Source organism: Maridesulfovibrio sp. (assembly GCF_963677005.1).
Classification (GTDB): domain Bacteria; phylum Desulfobacterota; class Desulfovibrionia; order Desulfovibrionales; family Desulfovibrionaceae; genus Maridesulfovibrio.
Genome location: NZ_OY781616.1, coordinates 3,037,052 through 3,053,045 on the forward strand (window position 1 = coordinate 3,037,052; position 15,994 = coordinate 3,053,045).

General features: G+C 53.3%; 16 protein-coding genes. 8 read left to right on the forward strand and 8 right to left on the reverse strand.

Annotated features, from left to right (window positions below):
• Positions 1-98: 98 nt before the first annotated feature.
• Positions 99-1,484: a phospholipase D-like domain-containing protein gene (locus tag ACKU4E_RS13485; RefSeq protein WP_320171599.1), complete on the reverse strand. Its 1,386-nt coding sequence runs from the start codon at positions 1,482-1,484 to the stop codon at positions 99-101.
• A 423-nt stretch (positions 1,485-1,907) separates the two neighbouring features.
• Between ACKU4E_RS13485 and ACKU4E_RS13490 the strand changes: the two genes are divergently transcribed.
• Genes ACKU4E_RS13490 through ACKU4E_RS13500 form a run of 3 tightly spaced genes read left to right on the forward strand, consistent with a single transcriptional unit; the run spans position 1,908 to position 4,582 of the window.
• Positions 1,908-3,074: a cyclic nucleotide-binding domain-containing protein gene (locus tag ACKU4E_RS13490; protein WP_320171600.1), complete on the forward strand. Its 1,167-nt coding sequence runs from the start codon at positions 1,908-1,910 to the stop codon at positions 3,072-3,074.
• Positions 3,071-3,847: a MotA/TolQ/ExbB proton channel family protein gene (locus tag ACKU4E_RS13495; protein WP_320171601.1), complete on the forward strand. Its 777-nt coding sequence runs from the start codon at positions 3,071-3,073 to the stop codon at positions 3,845-3,847. Before ACKU4E_RS13490 ends, ACKU4E_RS13495 begins: the two co-directional genes overlap by 4 nt.
• 12 nt (positions 3,848-3,859) lie before the next feature.
• On the forward strand, positions 3,860-4,582 hold the full coding sequence (locus ACKU4E_RS13500; RefSeq protein WP_320171602.1) for an OmpA family protein: 723 nt from the start codon (positions 3,860-3,862) through the stop codon (positions 4,580-4,582).
• A gap of 111 nt (positions 4,583-4,693) precedes the next feature.
• Here the strand turns inward: ACKU4E_RS13500 and ACKU4E_RS13505 are convergent, their stop codons facing one another.
• Both ACKU4E_RS13505 and ACKU4E_RS13510 read right to left on the reverse strand, forming a co-directional pair.
• Complete coding sequence (locus ACKU4E_RS13505) at positions 4,694-5,125, reverse strand: peptidylprolyl isomerase (protein WP_320171603.1); 432 nt, start codon at positions 5,123-5,125, stop codon at positions 4,694-4,696.
• A gap of 65 nt (positions 5,126-5,190) precedes the next feature.
• Positions 5,191-5,376: a zinc finger domain-containing protein gene (locus ACKU4E_RS13510; protein ID WP_320171604.1), complete on the reverse strand. Its 186-nt coding sequence runs from the start codon at positions 5,374-5,376 to the stop codon at positions 5,191-5,193.
• Between the two features lie 131 nt (positions 5,377-5,507).
• Here ACKU4E_RS13510 and ACKU4E_RS13515 point away from each other — a divergent pair, with 131 nt between their 5' ends.
• Positions 5,508-6,365 carry a PHP domain-containing protein gene (locus tag ACKU4E_RS13515; RefSeq protein WP_320171605.1) on the forward strand — a complete coding sequence of 286 codons (858 nt, stop codon included), beginning with the start codon at positions 5,508-5,510 and terminating at the stop codon, positions 6,363-6,365.
• A 25-nt stretch (positions 6,366-6,390) separates the two neighbouring features.
• The gene (locus ACKU4E_RS13520; protein WP_320171606.1) at positions 6,391-7,656 is read left to right on the forward strand and encodes a peptidase U32 family protein; all 1,266 of its coding nucleotides are present in this window, start codon (positions 6,391-6,393) and stop codon (positions 7,654-7,656) included.
• Positions 7,657-7,894: 238 nt separating this feature from the next.
• On the opposite strand, the gene ilvD is transcribed toward ACKU4E_RS13520, so the two are convergent.
• From ilvD to ACKU4E_RS13540, 4 genes are all read right to left on the reverse strand, one after another.
• A complete protein-coding gene (gene ilvD, locus ACKU4E_RS13525) occupies positions 7,895-9,562 on the reverse strand; it encodes a dihydroxy-acid dehydratase (RefSeq protein WP_320171607.1) in 1,668 nt (555 codons plus the stop codon).
• Positions 9,563-9,772: 210 nt separating this feature from the next.
• Positions 9,773-10,654 carry a permease-like cell division protein FtsX gene (locus ACKU4E_RS13530; RefSeq protein ID WP_320171608.1) on the reverse strand — a complete coding sequence of 294 codons (882 nt, stop codon included), beginning with the start codon at positions 10,652-10,654 and terminating at the stop codon, positions 9,773-9,775.
• Complete coding sequence (gene ftsE, locus ACKU4E_RS13535; RefSeq protein ID WP_320171609.1) at positions 10,648-11,337, reverse strand: cell division ATP-binding protein FtsE; 690 nt, start codon at positions 11,335-11,337, stop codon at positions 10,648-10,650. Before ftsE ends, ACKU4E_RS13530 begins: the two co-directional genes overlap by 7 nt.
• A 16-nt stretch (positions 11,338-11,353) precedes the next feature.
• Positions 11,354-11,707 carry a hypothetical protein gene (locus ACKU4E_RS13540; protein WP_320171610.1) on the reverse strand — a complete coding sequence of 118 codons (354 nt, stop codon included), beginning with the start codon at positions 11,705-11,707 and terminating at the stop codon, positions 11,354-11,356.
• Between the two features lie 321 nt (positions 11,708-12,028).
• On the opposite strand from ACKU4E_RS13540, the gene ACKU4E_RS13545 reads away from it, so the two are divergent.
• From ACKU4E_RS13545 to ACKU4E_RS13555, 3 genes are all read left to right on the forward strand, one after another.
• Positions 12,029-13,204 carry a pyridoxal phosphate-dependent aminotransferase gene (locus tag ACKU4E_RS13545; protein WP_320171611.1) on the forward strand — a complete coding sequence of 392 codons (1,176 nt, stop codon included), beginning with the start codon at positions 12,029-12,031 and terminating at the stop codon, positions 13,202-13,204.
• 100 nt (positions 13,205-13,304) lie between these two features.
• Positions 13,305-14,648: a glucose-6-phosphate isomerase gene (locus ACKU4E_RS13550; RefSeq protein ID WP_320171612.1), complete on the forward strand. Its 1,344-nt coding sequence runs from the start codon at positions 13,305-13,307 to the stop codon at positions 14,646-14,648.
• Positions 14,649-14,730: 82 nt separating this feature from the next.
• Positions 14,731-15,486, forward strand: coding sequence for an adenosylcobinamide-GDP ribazoletransferase (locus tag ACKU4E_RS13555; protein ID WP_320171613.1), 756 nt, complete (start codon positions 14,731-14,733; stop codon positions 15,484-15,486).
• Here the strand turns inward: ACKU4E_RS13555 and ACKU4E_RS13560 are convergent, their stop codons facing one another.
• Entirely contained in the window at positions 15,487-15,966 is a 480-nt protein-coding gene (locus ACKU4E_RS13560) for an S-ribosylhomocysteine lyase (protein WP_320171614.1), read from the reverse strand.
• Between the last annotated feature and the right edge of the window lie 28 nt (positions 15,967-15,994).

The following is a 15,994-nucleotide window of genomic DNA, read 5'->3' on the forward strand; positions in this document are numbered from 1 at the left end:
AGCCAAAGGGGATAATACCCTTTGGAATCCTTAATTGTTTTAACTAATTAAGATAAAGGTGTCGATTTTTTTGGAAACTGGAGAATTACCTTATCGGGCTAAAGCAGCGGAGCCACAAGGCGGGCTACTCCTTCCACGGTATCACGCACGAATCCTACGTGCTGTGTTCCTTCCCTGCTTTCGTTTATCAGCCCCTTAACCCATTGTTTTACGGCTTCAACGTCAGGATCGGAATAGGAGAACATGACGATCTCGTAGTTCAGGAACAGGCTGCGCATGTCCATATTTGCCGAACCGACAACCGCAAGACGGTTGTCCACAACAACTACCTTGGCATGTACCATGTGCGGAAATTTCAGAATGACGCCGCCGCACTCCTCAAGTTCACGGAGATGTGTTCCGCGGGCCAGATCGGCAAGCAGGTGGTTGGACTTGCCCGGAACCACAACCCGCACATCCACTCCGCGCAGGGCGGCAAGACGCAGGGCCTGGGCCAGCGCTTCATCCGGCACGTAGTAGGGAGTGACAATCCAGAGACGTTTCTCCGCTGTGAAAGCTGCGGTAAGCATGGCGTCATGCACCGGGTCACGAGGTACGTCAGGGCCGGAAGGCACAACCTGCATGACCCCCTCGCCGCTGACAGCTCCTCCCTTGAGGCACGGCGGAATGATATTGACCTTTTCCCCGTAGGCAAAAAGCCAGTCGGACTGGAAAACTTCTATATAGTGACGCACCGCAGGGCCGCGCAGGACAAAAGACAGATCCACCCAACGGTCCTTGCACGGTTTCGGCCCTATGTATTCATTGGCTATGTTGGTTCCGCCGGCCAGCACGACCTTCTGGTCGGCAATGGCTATCTTGCGGTGGTTGCGCAGGTTGGTTTTTCCGTGAAACGGCGCCCGGAAGAGCGGCATGAAATAGGCGACCTTTCCGCCGTTATCGAGCAGTTTTTTCAGGAACCTTCGTGTGGTGAACATGGACCCGATATCGTCCAGCAGCAGCCGCACAGTAACTCCGGAGGCAGCCTTGCGCGCCAGCCGTTCGACGATGTCCCTGCCCACTTCGTCCTTTGAAAGGATAAAGGTGGTTATCAGTATCTGGTGCTCGGCACTCTCGATAAGTTCAACAAGCTCATTGTAGATGTCGATACCGGTAGGGCAGAGCCTGACTTTGTTTCCGCCGGTGGCACCCGGTATTCCGTATTCTCGCAGCAGGGTGTCTATGGGATCGGCCTGTGCTGCCGGAACCGTTTCCTGCACTTCCAGATGGATGTCTTCCTTGGTGTGGGCATCCCTTTTAAGCTTGCGCCCGCCGAAAATAAGGTAGAGCGGGACTCCTATGTACGGAGCGAAAACAATAGCCATAAGCCACGCAAATGCCGCCGAGGACGTGCGCTGTTTTCTAAGGATGGACATGACCAGAACGGCAGCCAGAATAAAGCCGCCCACAACGGAGAGATGACCTATTAACAGATTCCATTCCATATTGCGTACCGAATTTCAGTGGTTGTGTGATCCGTGGAAAATTCAGGGCCGTCCCTGCTGCCGTAACGACCTTAGCAGGAATCGCCGGATATCGTAAGCGGAATAACATGATGAAAATGAAAACAGAATTGCTCCGATAGACGGCATTCAATTTGCAATACGCTCGCGAAGGTAAATTATTCCGCCTTGCCGACATTCCGGCAGAACGGAACTGCTCTGAACCGTATTATAAATTTATTCACCCGCCTTCATTGTTGCATGGTCTATTGTTCTTTATATTGATCTGCGATATATTGTTAAGTGAAATCATATGGTATGTGCCAGTTGACGTAGTTGATTCGCTAAATAGTAACAGGTTGCCAGGCTGAATTTAAGGCTCAAACATCCGGCCTTTCATGCGGGAGTGCGCGTCAGGAGATTTATATGGGTTCCAGCAGTCCCAACATCAAGTCCTTTTACAAGGGACAGGAAATATTCAAGGAAGGGCAGGAGAGTTCCGTTGCCTATATGATCAAGAAAGGCGCGGTCAACATATTCAAAATCCTCAACAACGAAAAGATCGTCCTTGCCAGACTCGGAGAGGGCGAAATATTCGGCGAAATGGGCATCATCTCCAAAGGCAGCCGTTCTGCCAACGCCGAAGCTGCCGAATACTGCGATCTGGTAATCCTGACCGATCAGATCATACTCAAACTTCTGGACCAGTGCCCGCGAACAATTCAGTACATGACCAGACTTCTGGTCAAACGGCTGGCCCGCACCGGGGAAATGATCTCGCCCAAAGGGCACCGCAACAACTTCACCAGTATCTGCCACATCCTCGATATGGCCTACCGCACCCATATGAGCATGGACCGGGAGCAGGCCCGCAAAGAACGCAACCACGACCTTGGGCTTGACTACAGCAAGCTGTGCAAAAAAATCAGGGACATCATTCTGGTAACACAGGCTGATATCGATTCGGTCATAAACAAGCTCAAGGGCCTCAAGATGATTGACGTGATCGACCTGCGCACCGGAAAAGCCTTCCCGGACCGCTTCATACAGATCGCCGATCCAGCAAATTTCATTGAAATATCCACCAATCTTTTCAAGGAACTCCAGCAGACGTCCTTTTCCACAACTTCCGAGCTTCAGATTGTAGACATCTACGAGATTGCCGAAATGCTGGAGAGTGATCCTAAAATCATCTACAAAAAAATCGGGATGGAGGATTTTCCGGAAACCATGTTCATGTTCGACCGCAAGAAGGTCGGTGAATGGGCTTCGGAGAAGGAACCTGATTATTTCAGCAAGGTAAAGAAAAAGAAAAAGGATATTTCGGAACTTGAAGACATAGACGATATCGTCTTTGTGGATAATGCCACTCTCAAGGAAGTCTTTACCCGGCTGGGCTACCACAAGCTTGGATTGCTGATGAGCATAGCCGGAGAAGAGGCCAGAAAGAAGATGCTTTCCAATCTGGCCAAGAAAATAGCACAGGTAGTACAGGACGAAGTGAGCGAGCATGTTGATGAAGCGGATGCTGAAGATGCTGTGAACGAGCTTTTTGATATGGTGAGGGAGATCAAGGGGGGGGATATTAAATGAATATAGCGACCATAATCGGTATTTTTTGCGGTATAGCCATCCTTGTGGTGGCCACCTACACCTCCACGGATTCCGTGGAGGTTTTCATCAACCTGCCGGGTATTGCAATTGTCGGCGGCGGAACCATCGCCTCTACATTCATCTGCTACCCCCTGCGCGAAGTCATGCGTGTGCTCAAGGTTTTCATGATGGCCATGGGTGCGGACGAGCTTCCACTTGAAAACTACATCAACGTAATTGTCGGCCTTTCCAAACAGGTCGCGGCCAAGGGCGAAGAGCACCTCGAAGGAAGCCTGAAAAAGATAGAAAACGATTTTCTGCGCGAAGGTCTGCAGATGCTGGTGGACGGCTATTCCAAGGAAGAAATCAAAGAGATTCTGGACAACCGCATCCAGCAGTATCACGAGCAGGAATACAGCGCGGCCGGAATCTACCGGACCATGTCCACCCTTTCTCCGGCCTTCGGCATCATCGGGACTCTGATCGGCCTCATAGCAATGATGCAGGGCATGGGCGAAGATATAGGCGCCATCGGCCCTGCCATGGCCACGGCGCTTACAACGACCCTTTACGGCGCGCTCTTTGCCAACATGCTTTTCATGCCCATAGCCATCAAGGTCGAAAAACGCATAGACGAGATCACCCTGCTCATGCGGGTTATCCGTGACGGCATACTTTTCATCAAGGAAAAGACTCCTTCGGCCATTGTCATGGACAAGCTCAAGGGCTACCTGCCGCCGCGCAAGTGGGCAACAGTCAAGGCCAAAAAGTAACCGGGGGCCGCCATGTCCGACGATTTCCAGTTAAAGAAACCATCTCAGGAAGGGGGCGAGGGAGGCTGGGCTCTGACCCTTGCCGATATGATGACCCTGCTGCTCTGCTTTTTTGTTCTGCTGCTGGCGATTGCCGATGTGGACCAGAACAAATACAAGAACGTTTCCGAATCTCTGGCCGAAGCCATGGGAGTTGAATCCCCCCGGTCCCGTGACGGCTCGTCCGTGGCCCGCATGTCCATCAGCCAGGATCAGCGCAACATCTTTGAAATGCAACTTGAAATGTCCCGGCTGGTGGGAAGGGAAACCGATGCCCTGAATATAAAGATGAGGCCGGATTCCGTGGCCATCATTCTCAAGGGCAACTTCTTTTTCCGGAGCGGGCACGCGGATCTGACCCCCGGAGCGATAAAGGTTCTGGACCAGATAGTCTCCACGCTGGCCAAATCCCCTTATGATATTGTGGTGGAAGGTCATTCGGATAACATCCCCATCAATTCCAAGCAGTTCCCGTCCAACTGGGAACTTTCCTCGGCCAGGGCAAGCGCGGTGGCCCGCTACCTGCTGGATCACGGATTCAGCAAGCAGCGGATTAAGGTCATGGGCATGGCAGACACCCAGCCCATGTATCCCAACGAGGACGAAAAAGGGAATCCGATCCCGGAAAACCAGAAACGAAACCGCAGAGTTACGCTGCTGGTCTTCCCGCCCAAGGCTGACACTGCCAAGAAATAAAATCCCGATTACCGATCAGATGTATCGGCTGACCTTTTTATGAATGAACAAAAAACGGCCTCTTCCCATAAACAGGAAAAGGCCGTTTTTTACAGGCGTTGTAAGCAGTGATCAGCCTACGATCTCAACCAGTTCGATCTCGAAAATCATTGTCTGGCCTGCCAGAGGATGGTTGCCGTCAAGCACAACCTTCTCATCGTTCACCGATTTAACGGTAACATTGGTGACTCCCTGCTCGGTATTGACCTGCAACATCATGCCCACCTGGGGATTAATTTCCGGCGGAATCTGGTTGCGGTCGACTTCAAAAGTATGCTCATCGTGATAAGGACCATAGCCGTCTTCAGGGCAGATGGAGGTCTTTACCTTTTCTCCTGTCGAAAGGCCCTTGACGGCGTCTTCGAAACCTTTGATCAGCATTCCCTGGCCGAGAACAATTTCAAGAGGCTCTCCTCTTTTGTAGGAGGAATCGAACTCGGTGCCGTCTTCAAGATAACCGGCGTAGTGAACGCGGATTTTGTCGCCGTCTTTGGCTTGGGACATGGAAACTCCTTGTGTGTCGCGGACAACCGGTCCCGGTTGCTTTCCGCATTGGTTAAAACAGAAATTTAATTTTTATCCCACTTATCTGCCGGAACAGCTTCGTCCACGAGCATAATGGGAATATCGTCCTTTATAGGATACACGACTTTGCAGGCATCACATTTCAGCCCGGTTTCGCCTTCCAGAAGTTCAAGCTTCCCTCTGCACTCGGGACAGACCAGGATATCAATCAATTCTTTATTAAGAGCCATCGTTAAGGTACTCCTTGCACATTGTCTTGTCAGTATCCTATAACTATAGAAAAAAAAATCCTCAAGCCCGCATTTCCCACTGCGCAAAATGATGATTATATATAAAGAGCCGTTTCACCTTGGAGAGTTGAATGTCTGCCATAGATCTGCATACCCATTCCACAGCATCGGACGGGACCATGACCCCGGCCGAGCTTGTCCGCGCCGCCAGAGACGCAGGACTTTCAGCCATTGCCGTAACTGACCACGATACCATTGACGGGCTGCCCGAAGCCCTTGAAGCAGGAGTAAAAGCCGGGGTGGAAGTCATACCCGGCTGCGAACTGAGCGTCCAGAGCGAAACCGGTGCACTGCACATTGTGGGCCTCTGGGTTGATTCCTATTCATACACCCTGAAAAAAGCCTTTGACAAAATCCGCGACCGCCGCAAAAGCCGCAACGAAGGTATGGTCGCCAAACTCAGGGACCTCGGCTTTGAAATATCCATGGAAGAACTTCTGGCCCAGGGAGCCGGAACCATAGGTCGGCCGCACATGGCCCGCATCATGGTTGATAAGGGATACGTCAGCAGCTTTGATGAGGCTTTTGTCGACTATCTTGGCAAAAAAGGCCGGGCCTACATGCCCAAGGACAACATCTCTGCCGAACAGGCATTCGAGTTGCTCCATTCAACCGGGGCAACTCCGATTCTTGCCCATCCGTTCCTCCTGAACAACAATGAGGAAAAGCTGGAAAAGGAAATTCACAGGCTCAAAGAACTTGGCCTTGAGGGCATCGAGGTATATTACAGCTCCCACACGGTTGAAATGACCGGATTCATCAAGAAAATGGCCAAAAAATACGACCTGCAGCCCAGCGGAGGATCGGACTTTCACGGCTACGTAAAACCGGACATCCATCTGGGCAAAGGTGCCGGAAACCTCTTCGTCCACCACAGCGTGCTTGACGGCCTTAAGGCATTCAGGCAATCCAAGGGCCTCAAAGTATAACCATGCCCCAAACCTCATTATGATCTTGAACTATTCAGAATTCAGAAAAAATACCGCCGGGCCGAGAGCTCCGCTCAAAATGCCGGAACTGCTCTGCCCGGCCGGAAATATGGAAAAACTGGAGACCGCGGTCGCCTACGGTGCGGACGCCGTCTACCTCGGAGCAGGAAACCTCAACCTGCGCTCGGCAGGAGCGGGCTTCGACTGGGACGAACTCCCGCGAGCCTTTGAAATTGCCCATGCCGCAAGTGCGCAGGTCTACTTCTGCATCAACGCCTACCCCAAAGATAAAGACCTCGCCGCCGTCCGTGCAGACATGGAAAAGCTGGCCCAGTGTCCCCCGGACGGCCTGATAATCGCCGATCCCGGCGTACTCATGCTGGCCTCCGAAATACTCCCGGAAATTCCGGTGCACATTAGCACCCAGGCCAATACCGGGAACAGTCAGGCTGCCGAATTCTGGCGTAAATTCGGCGCAGTACGGGTTAATCTGGCAAGAGAACTCTCTGTCGAAGACGTTGCCGCAATAGCCGCCAGCTGCCCGGATATGGAACTTGAAATGTTCGTGCACGGAGCCATGTGCATGGCCATTTCCGGACGCTGCTTCCTCAGTTCCTGGCTGAATGACCGCTCCGCCAACATGGGCCGCTGCACCCATCCTTGCCGCTTCGAGTACAAGGCCACCGGCATGAGAGTGGAGGAAAAGACCAGACCCGGAAGGGATGTGTGGGAAACCGTCGATCACGACGGCTATACCGAATTTTTCGCCTCCGAAGACCTGTGCCTCATCCACTACATCCGCCTGCTTGCCGGAATGGGCATTGCCTCGCTGAAAATAGAAGGAAGGACCAAAAGCTCCTCATACCTTGCGCAGGTCACGGACGTTTACCGCACTGCCATTGACGCGGCCGGAAAAGGGCTCCCCATGCCGAAGCAGGCCATGCCGGAACTGATAAACACCGCGACCAGACCGTTGAGTACCGCATTCTTCAAAACAAGCGGACCTTCAACAATCGCCCAGCCGCCTGAAAAAACAGAGCGGCGGCAGGTTGTAGGCCGGGTGCTGGAAAATCTGGGTGAAGACAAGTGGCTGATTTCAGTAAAAGCCAAGTGGGAAAATACGCTGGACGCGGAAATTATCGTTCCCGGACTGAGCCGTCCGAAGCTCGGTCAGGGATCCTATGCCTTCGAATCCACGAACGGGGAGGCAAGGGATACCGTGCATTCCGGAACGGAATGCGTCCTGCGCAGCAGCCATCAGGACCTGAAACCGGGACTGTTCATCCGCTAGTGCCCGGAAAGCATTTGTCTCCGACGGCACCTCTGCTCTCATAATCTGTAAAACTGTCGCCTAACGGCTACAAGGCCTGCCGGGGGCCTTAGCTCCGCAAACCTAGTGTTCAAACTTACGGTTTTCAAAAATACACCATTTCCCGGCATGGACCGGAACCCAAAAACCGGCATTCGGAAATTTCCGAATGCCGGTTTTTCAATCAAGCGAATAAATACGCAGAAATCAGACGCAGGGTCTATTTTTTATACACGGCACCAGTGGAGGCCGAGGTAACATTTTCGCTGTAACGTTTGAGGAATGCGGAAGGCAGTTCCTTTTGAATCGGCTTGAACGCTGCCTTGCGTTTTTCCAGTTCGGCCTCGTCCACCAGAAGATTGATGGAACGTCCGGGGATGTCGATCTCTATGGTATCGCCGGTCTGCACAAGACCGATGGCTCCGCCGGAAGCGGCTTCCGGAGAAACGTGCCCGATGGCTGCGCCGCGGGTTCCGCCGCTGAAACGTCCGTCGGTAATGAGCGCAACGTCAGCGCCGAGTCCCATGCCGGCAATGGCCGAGGTGGGGGTCAGCATTTCGCGCATGCCCGGTCCGCCCTTGGGTCCTTCGTAAAGAATGACCACTGCATCGCCTTTGACGATCTTGTTGCCGAGAATGGCTTCAACTGCTTCTTCTTCGGAGTTGAAAACCTTGGCATTGCAGGTGCGTTTCATCATTTCCGGAGCCACGGCGGACTGCTTGACGACACATCCGTCCTTGGCAATGTTTCCGAACAGGACAGCGATACCGCCTTCCTTGCTGTACGGATCATCAATCGGACGTACGATTTCGTAGTTCTTGACCCCGGCATTAAGAGCCTTGAGGTTTTCACCAACGGTCTTTCCGGTAACGGTCATAACGTCAAGGTTGATGCGTCCGCTCTTTGCAAGTTCGGCCATGACTCCCGGTATTCCGCCGGCGCTGTTCAGGTCTTCAATGTGGTTGGGACCGGCCGGAGAAAGCTTGCACAGGTTCGGAGTGCTGCGGCTGATTTCATCGAATATGGTCAGGTCGAGCTTGAGTCCGGCTTCGCTGAAAATGGCGGGCAGGTGCAGAACCGTGTTGGTGGAGCAACCCAGCGCCATATCCATGGTCACGGCGTTCTTCAGGCTCTTTTCGGTGACGATATCACGCGGTCTGATATCCTTTTCCAGCAGAGTCATGATCTGCGCACCGGCTTCCTTGGCAAGGCGCACGCGCTCGGCCATGACAGCGGGGATGGTTCCGTTGCCGGGCAGGGCCAGACCGATTGTTTCGGAAAGGCAGTTCATGGAGTTGGCCGTGAACATGCCGGAACAGGACCCGCAGGTGGGGCAGGCGCTCTGTTCCAGTACGGAAAGTTCGTCTTCGGTCATATTTCCGGCCTTAACCTGTCCTACGCCTTCGAAAACGGTGATCAGGTCGACCTTGTTTCCTTCCTTGCGTCCGGCCAGCATGGGCCCGCCGCTGATAACGATGGTGGGGATATTCAGGCGCAGAGCAGCCATGAGCATACCCGGTACGATCTTGTCACAGTTCGGGATGAGCACCAGCGCGTCAAAAGGATGGGCTGTAGCCATGATCTCGATGGAGTCTGCGATAATTTCGCGGCTGGGCAGCGAATAACGCATACCGGCATGGTTCATTGCCAGACCGTCACAGACGCCGATAGCCGGGAATTCCATGGGAACACCGCCGGCAAGACGAACACCGTCCTTTACCGCACGGGTAATGGTATTCAGATGCACATGGCCGGGAATAACTTCGTTGGCAGCGTTGCAGATACCGATCAGAGGACGGCTTACCTCGTCCTTGGACATACCAAGAGCATACAGCAGGGAACGATGCGGGGCTTTTTCCAGCCCTCCAGTCATTTTTTTACTTCTCATATTGATTCCTCTTTATAAATATTTCCGGCGGCTTTATCGGCATTTTTTGTCAGCAAAGAAGTTTTGATGCGCTTCGCGCTTTTGACAATCTGATTTCGCCGCTGGCAGCCAAAGGGGATAATCCCCTTTGGAATCCCTAATAGTTTAAAGTGGCTGCATCAAAAGTAGCCTTTTAAATCAAAATTTTTCGGAGTTCAGGCCCCTGGCCTATCAGTTCCTGACAGCCACAAAGCTGCTCAGCATACCGATGAAGGTTACCGTGCCAAGCAGGATTGCGCACTGTTCGGGGGGTAAAAAACCGATTTTCAGGAACAGGGGCGGGAAGTTGAGTATGTCGGAAAAAATCTGTTGGGCCCCGTAAAGCATACCCAGGGCGATGGAGCTTCCCAGCAGGCCCAGCAAGGCTCCTCCGGTCAGGAGGGGCAGTCTTATGAACCACTGCTTTGCACCCACAAGGTACAGGATTTCAATCTCGTCCAGCCGGGTCATCAGTGACAGCCGCATGGTATTTCCGACCACCAGAGCCACCACGAATCCCAGAAAACCGATAACGGGCCAGACAACCGATTGGGCCAGATTTATCCAGCCACGCGCAAGGTCGATCTGGAGCGGATTGTAATGAACCTTGTCCACAAAGGGAAGTCCTTTTAGTTTCCGCAGCAGATTTGCGGCCCAGCGTTCATTTTTTAAGCTCGGCTCAACTGAAAAGGAAAGCAGCGCGGTCGGCGGCAGGGGATTGCTGTCGGCCCCCAGCCAGGAGAAATCCCCGGAATCACTGAGAGCCCCGGACAATTGTTTAAGGGCGTTTTCCGGAGTAAACGTACGTATATCCCTGAGTCCCTCAATTGTTTCCAGATCGGCCCATTGTTTTTCAATATCCGCAAGCGGAGAGCCCGGCTTCCAGAAAATCTGTATTTCCACCTGCCCCCTTGATTTGAGCAGTTCCTGATTGACGTTGTGCAGGGCCAGCATGAACATTCCGGCCAGCAGGGAAACCATGGTTACCGCAACCAGAGTGAAAATGTTGGCCCATGGATGCAGGCCGAGGTCGCGTATACCGCGTCCGACCAGTCGGAAAAAAACAGCTAGCACGGGCAGCACTCCTCAAGGATGTGGGCCGGAGGTTCGCAGATCTGCCCGTTTTCAAGATGGACAATCCGCGCATCCGGGACAGTGCGCAGTATTTCCCGGCTGTGGGTGGCCATCACCACTGTAGTCCCGTGGGTATGAAACTGCTTGAACACCTCCATGAGGTGCAAGGACAGTTCGAAATCAAGGTTTCCGGTCGGTTCGTCGGCAAGGATGAGTTTGGGATTGACCACCATTGCGCGGGCAATGGCGACCCGCTGCTGCTCGCCGCCGGAAAGCTGATGGCATTTGGTGTAGCTCTTGTTATCAAGCCCCAGAGCCCGGATTATGGCCCGGACCCTTTTGTCTATGGTGGATTTGGGCATGCTGCGCACAGTCAGGGCCAGAGCGACGTTTTCGTACACCGAGCGGTTCGGCAGTATCTTGAAATCCTGAAAGACCACGCCGAGTTCCCGGCGCAGCATGGGGATATTACCCCGTTTCATGTTGTGCAGTTCAAAACCGGCAACGGTGCCCTGTCCGCGTTTGAGGGGCAGCGCTCCGTACAGAAGGCGCATGAGGGTGGTCTTTCCGGCCCCGGAATGGCCAGTCAGAAAGATGAACTCACCTTTCCCGATGTTCAGGGTGATGTCCTTGAGTGCCCAGGTGGGACCGAAATTGTAAGACAGCCTGTTGAGCCGTATCATTGCCGCAACCGACCTCTTAGAATCTGACCTTCAGCTTCTGGCCGTCGGAAATCTCGCATTCGCCCGTGCCGCCGCCGTGAAAGGATTTAACAGGATCCTTGAGCACAAACCTGCAATTCATGCTGACCCCGTTGTCATCAAAAAGAGTGACGCTTTTTGCGCCGTATTTCATTTCGCCGCTGAAAACCGTCTCATCCGGGAGCTGGGCCTTGACCGTATACATTCGAAGACCTCGGATATCCGAAGCGACCACCTGCGCGGAACCGAGTGCATCGCCCTCGCCGGAAACAAGATCACCGTTCATGGTCACCGGAGCGCAGGCCGCAAGCCCGGCCAGCAGAACCGCCAGTATCAGAAATCTGTAAAGCATCGTTATTCTCCTTGCCTGAAGTTGTAGCAGGGGCCGACCCCTTTTGTAAAACAATGGTTATTGTCTTGGCTCCCCGGCTCAAAAGGCAAAAAACATAACCGTAAATCATGCTTCATTACAATGCATTATTTACGTTCGGACTGTTTTCCATTACGTTCCCGAATAGAGCATGGACCGGAACCATCCCCTTAAAACATCCCGGCAGTTGGGTGTCGACCTGTTCTCCAACTCATAACCTGTTGGAATAATTTGTTTCGGTGTGTGCATAATATCGTAGGTGGCCTAGGGAGAAACATATAACTCAAGCAGCAGGAAAGAGATATGAAAATTTCTGAAAGACTTATGAGAGCCAAGCCGTCCGCGACGCTGGCTGTCAACGCCAAAGCGCAGGAACTGCGCGCACAGGGAAAGGAAATAGTCAGCCTTGCAGTAGGCGAGCCGGACTTCGGGACCCCTAAACACGTCTGCGAAGCCATGAAAAAAGCTGTTGATGAAGGATTCACCCGTTACACCCCGGTTCCGGGAATCCCGGAACTGCGCAAAGCCATAGCCGACTACTACGGCAAATTTTACGGCGCAAAGGCTCTGGCCGAAAACACCATCGTCAGCAACGGCGGAAAGCATTCGCTTTACAACCTGTTCATGGCTCTGATCAATCCGGGCGATGAAGTGCTCATCCCCGCTCCCTACTGGGTAAGCTATCCGTCCATGGTTGAGCTGGCGGAAGGTAAGCCGGTCATTGTTCCCACAACTGCGGAATCCGGCTTTCTGGCCGATATTGAAACACTTGAGGCAGCATGCACCGACAGAACCAGAGTGCTTGTGCTGAACACTCCCTCCAACCCCACCGGCGGACATTATCCTCAGGCACACCTTGATGAAATCGCCGCCTGGGCCAAATCCAAGGGCATCTTCATCATTTCCGATGAAGTGTATGACAGGCTGGTCTACGCACCGGCCGAGTACTCCACTCTCTGCAACTTCTGGGAAAAGAACCCCGAAGATGTAGCCATTGTCGGCGCGCTCTCGAAAAGCTTCAGCATGACCGGCTGGCGCGTGGGAACCACTCTGGCACACGTCGATCTGGTCAAGGCCATGACCAAGATACAGAGCCAGTCCACTTCAAACGTGAACTCCATGACCCAGAAGGCCGCAGTGGCTGCGTTCGAAGGTCCCTGGGACCTCGTAGACGAAATGAAGGTAGCCTTCCAGAGACGTCGCGACCTGGCCTACGACATCATTTCATCCTGGCCCGGAGCAGTGTGCCCCAAACCAAACGGAGCATTCTATCTCTTCCCGGTACTGGACGCTTTCTACACCGAAGAAACTCCTGATTCCGCATCCATGTGCACCAAAATACTGGAGGAAGCAGGCGTAGCTCTCGTTCCCGGTTCCGCTTTCGGTGATGACCGCTGCATCCGCTTTTCCTACGCGGTTGACGATGAGGTTCTTAGAAAGTCACTGGAAAAAATCGGTAATGTGTTGATGAACAAATAAAAATTACGTAAATATAGTCATATTTGATAGCGAATAGAACCATCCCCTTCCGTCAAAAGCACGGAAGGGGATAACACACTATAATAACTGGAGATCAGATATGGCTGCGAATATTCTGGACTGGACCGACAGTTGGTTTGAAAAACTTGACTCGGAATCAAAGGCCGATAACGCCGGCAGTATCGCCGCCAGATTCAGCGGCGAAGTGGCCGAGGGCAGACTTCCTTTCTGCTCCATGCCTTTCATGTCCGAACTCCTGCATGACCTTGCCGGACTTGAGGATTACGTAAAAAGTTTCGATCACATGCTGCTGCTCGGCATCGGAGGATCAGCCCTCGGAGCCCGCGCCCTGCAGAAGGCATTCTTCCCGCAGCAGGATCAGCCCTGCCACAAGGGCCCCTGGCTCTGGATAGCGGACAACGTCTGCGCCGGTACCCTTGATGCCTATCTTGAAAAACTCCCACTAGAAAAAACGCTGGTTGCTGTTGTTTCCAAATCCGGCGGCACCATCGAAACCATCAGCCAGTATTTTCTGGTTCGCAGCAGGATGCAGGAAGTCCTCGGCGATTCCTGGAACCGCAACACGATTTTCATTACCGACAAGAACAAGGGCTTCCTGCGCGAGCAGGCCGACCAGCTGGACATACGTACCCTTGAGGTGCCCGATAATCTCGGCGGCCGCTATTCGGTTCTTTCCGCGGTGGGACTGCTCCCGGCCATGTTTATGGGCATAGATTACCGCGCCATGGTTGAAGGAGCGTCAGCCGTTCTTTCACCGCTGGCCTCAAGAGATCTCAATGCGGACATCCTGCGGCGGCACCCGTCCTTCAGACTGGCCTGCTGGGGAGCCTCGCTCATGGACGAGGGATTCAACGAACTGATCTTTTTCTCCTACGTTCCGCAGTGGGCCTGTTTCGGACAATGGTTTGCCCAGCTCTGGGCGGAAAGCCTCGGCAAGGAAGGCAAAGGCAGCCAGCCAATTCCCGCAACAGGAGCCACGGATCAGCATTCGGTGAACCAGATGTTCCTTGACGGACCGCGCAACAAGGCCTGCCTGTTTCTGACCTGCCCGGATCTGCCCGAAGGAAAGGAATTCCCGTCGGACATTCCGGCCAACTTCGCATACCTCAAAGGCAAGAAGTTCGGTGAACTGATTCACGCCGAAGGGCTTGGCACCAAGATGGCCCTCAGTGCCAACAATGTTCCACTGGTGGAAATAAAAGTCGGTTCGGAGAATGAAGAAGCGGCAGGAAGACTCATGGGACTGCTCATGGCCGCAACCATCTTCACCGGATGGATCATGGACATCAACCCCATCGACCAGCCTGCCGTGGAAATGGGCAAGCTGCTCGCCAAGGCCCGGCTGGGAGCTTCCGGACTTGAAAATGAAAAGAAAAGCCTGAACAATTTCCTGAACACCAAGCGCGCGGAACAGCCGTTCTAACCGCTTTTTTGACCAGTACTTTTTTGAGCATCAGCGGGCGGAAGGGGAGATTTCCCTTCCGGCTCGCCAAAACCATACCTATATGTCTCTATTAAACACAAAAGGGCCGATCAGAGATTTCCTCATCACGCTGGGCTTCATGACCCGTATCGGCCCGGTCATGGAAATAGAAGCCGCCGACCTTGCACGCACAGTCAAATGGATGCCCCTCACCGGAGCGGTACTAGGAGCACTTATTGCGCTGCCGTTTTATCTGGGTCTGTTTGCCGGTAAATTCTGGCTTCAGGCCTGGCTGACCGTTGCGGCATCGATATACCTCACCCGCGGACTTCACTTTGACGGCATTGCGGATATAGCCGATGGAGCAGGTCCTTATCCCGATCCTGAAAGATTCTGGAAGATCATCAAGGACAGCCGTTGCGGGGTGTTCGGGGTGCTGGCTGCCGTGCTGGCGGTCAGCGGTCAGATTCTGGGTTTTTATTATCTTTATTCCGCCTGTTCGTATGGAGCGGTAATCTGGGTGTTCACTCTTGGCAGACTGGGCAATGCCGCCTTCGGCCGACTGGCCCTGCACCTGGCCAGACCGGGACAGGGAGTGCTGACCATGAAAGGGACCGACTGTTTTTCGCTCCTGTGCGGGCTGGCCACAGTTGTTATTGCCGGAATGTTCGGCGTTTCGTCTTCTACACAGATTCTCGGTTTTCTGATTTCCGGCGCTGCGCTGTTCTTCCTTTACAGGCTGGCCGTAAAAATGAAGGGTGCAAACGGCGATTTTCTCGGTGCCGCACTGGTGCTGACTGAAATTTCCGCACTGCTGGCCTTTGCCGCACTTAACTGATCACTCCGGATAAACAAGGTTTTCAAGGCTGATCACGTCCAGAACCTCTGCGCAGTATTTTTTGGCCTCGATCACGGCACCGGCCGGGTCCATAAAGGTGTAATTTCCGCACTCGACAGCTGATGCTCCGGGAATATCGCCCTCAAAATCAGCAGCGAATCTGAACAGACCCCGCACAAGGTCCACGATATCCACGGATTCGTAATCCCCGGCAAGCAGCAGGTAAAAACCGGTCAGGCAGCCCATGGGTCCGAAGTAGATGACCTTATCGCCATACTCCGCATGATTGCGCAGGAATGTGGCCCCGATGTGTTCCATGGTATGCGCCGACTCGGGTGAAAGAGCCGGTTCATTGTTCGGTTCCTTCATGCGCAGGTCAAAGGTTGTTACACACTCACTGCCCACAGCGTCTTTTCTGGAAACATATATCCCGCGTTTCAACCTTGTATGATCAATTCTGAAGCTCTCTATTTTTTTCATTTCCGTTTCACCTTGATTAATTTTTTAA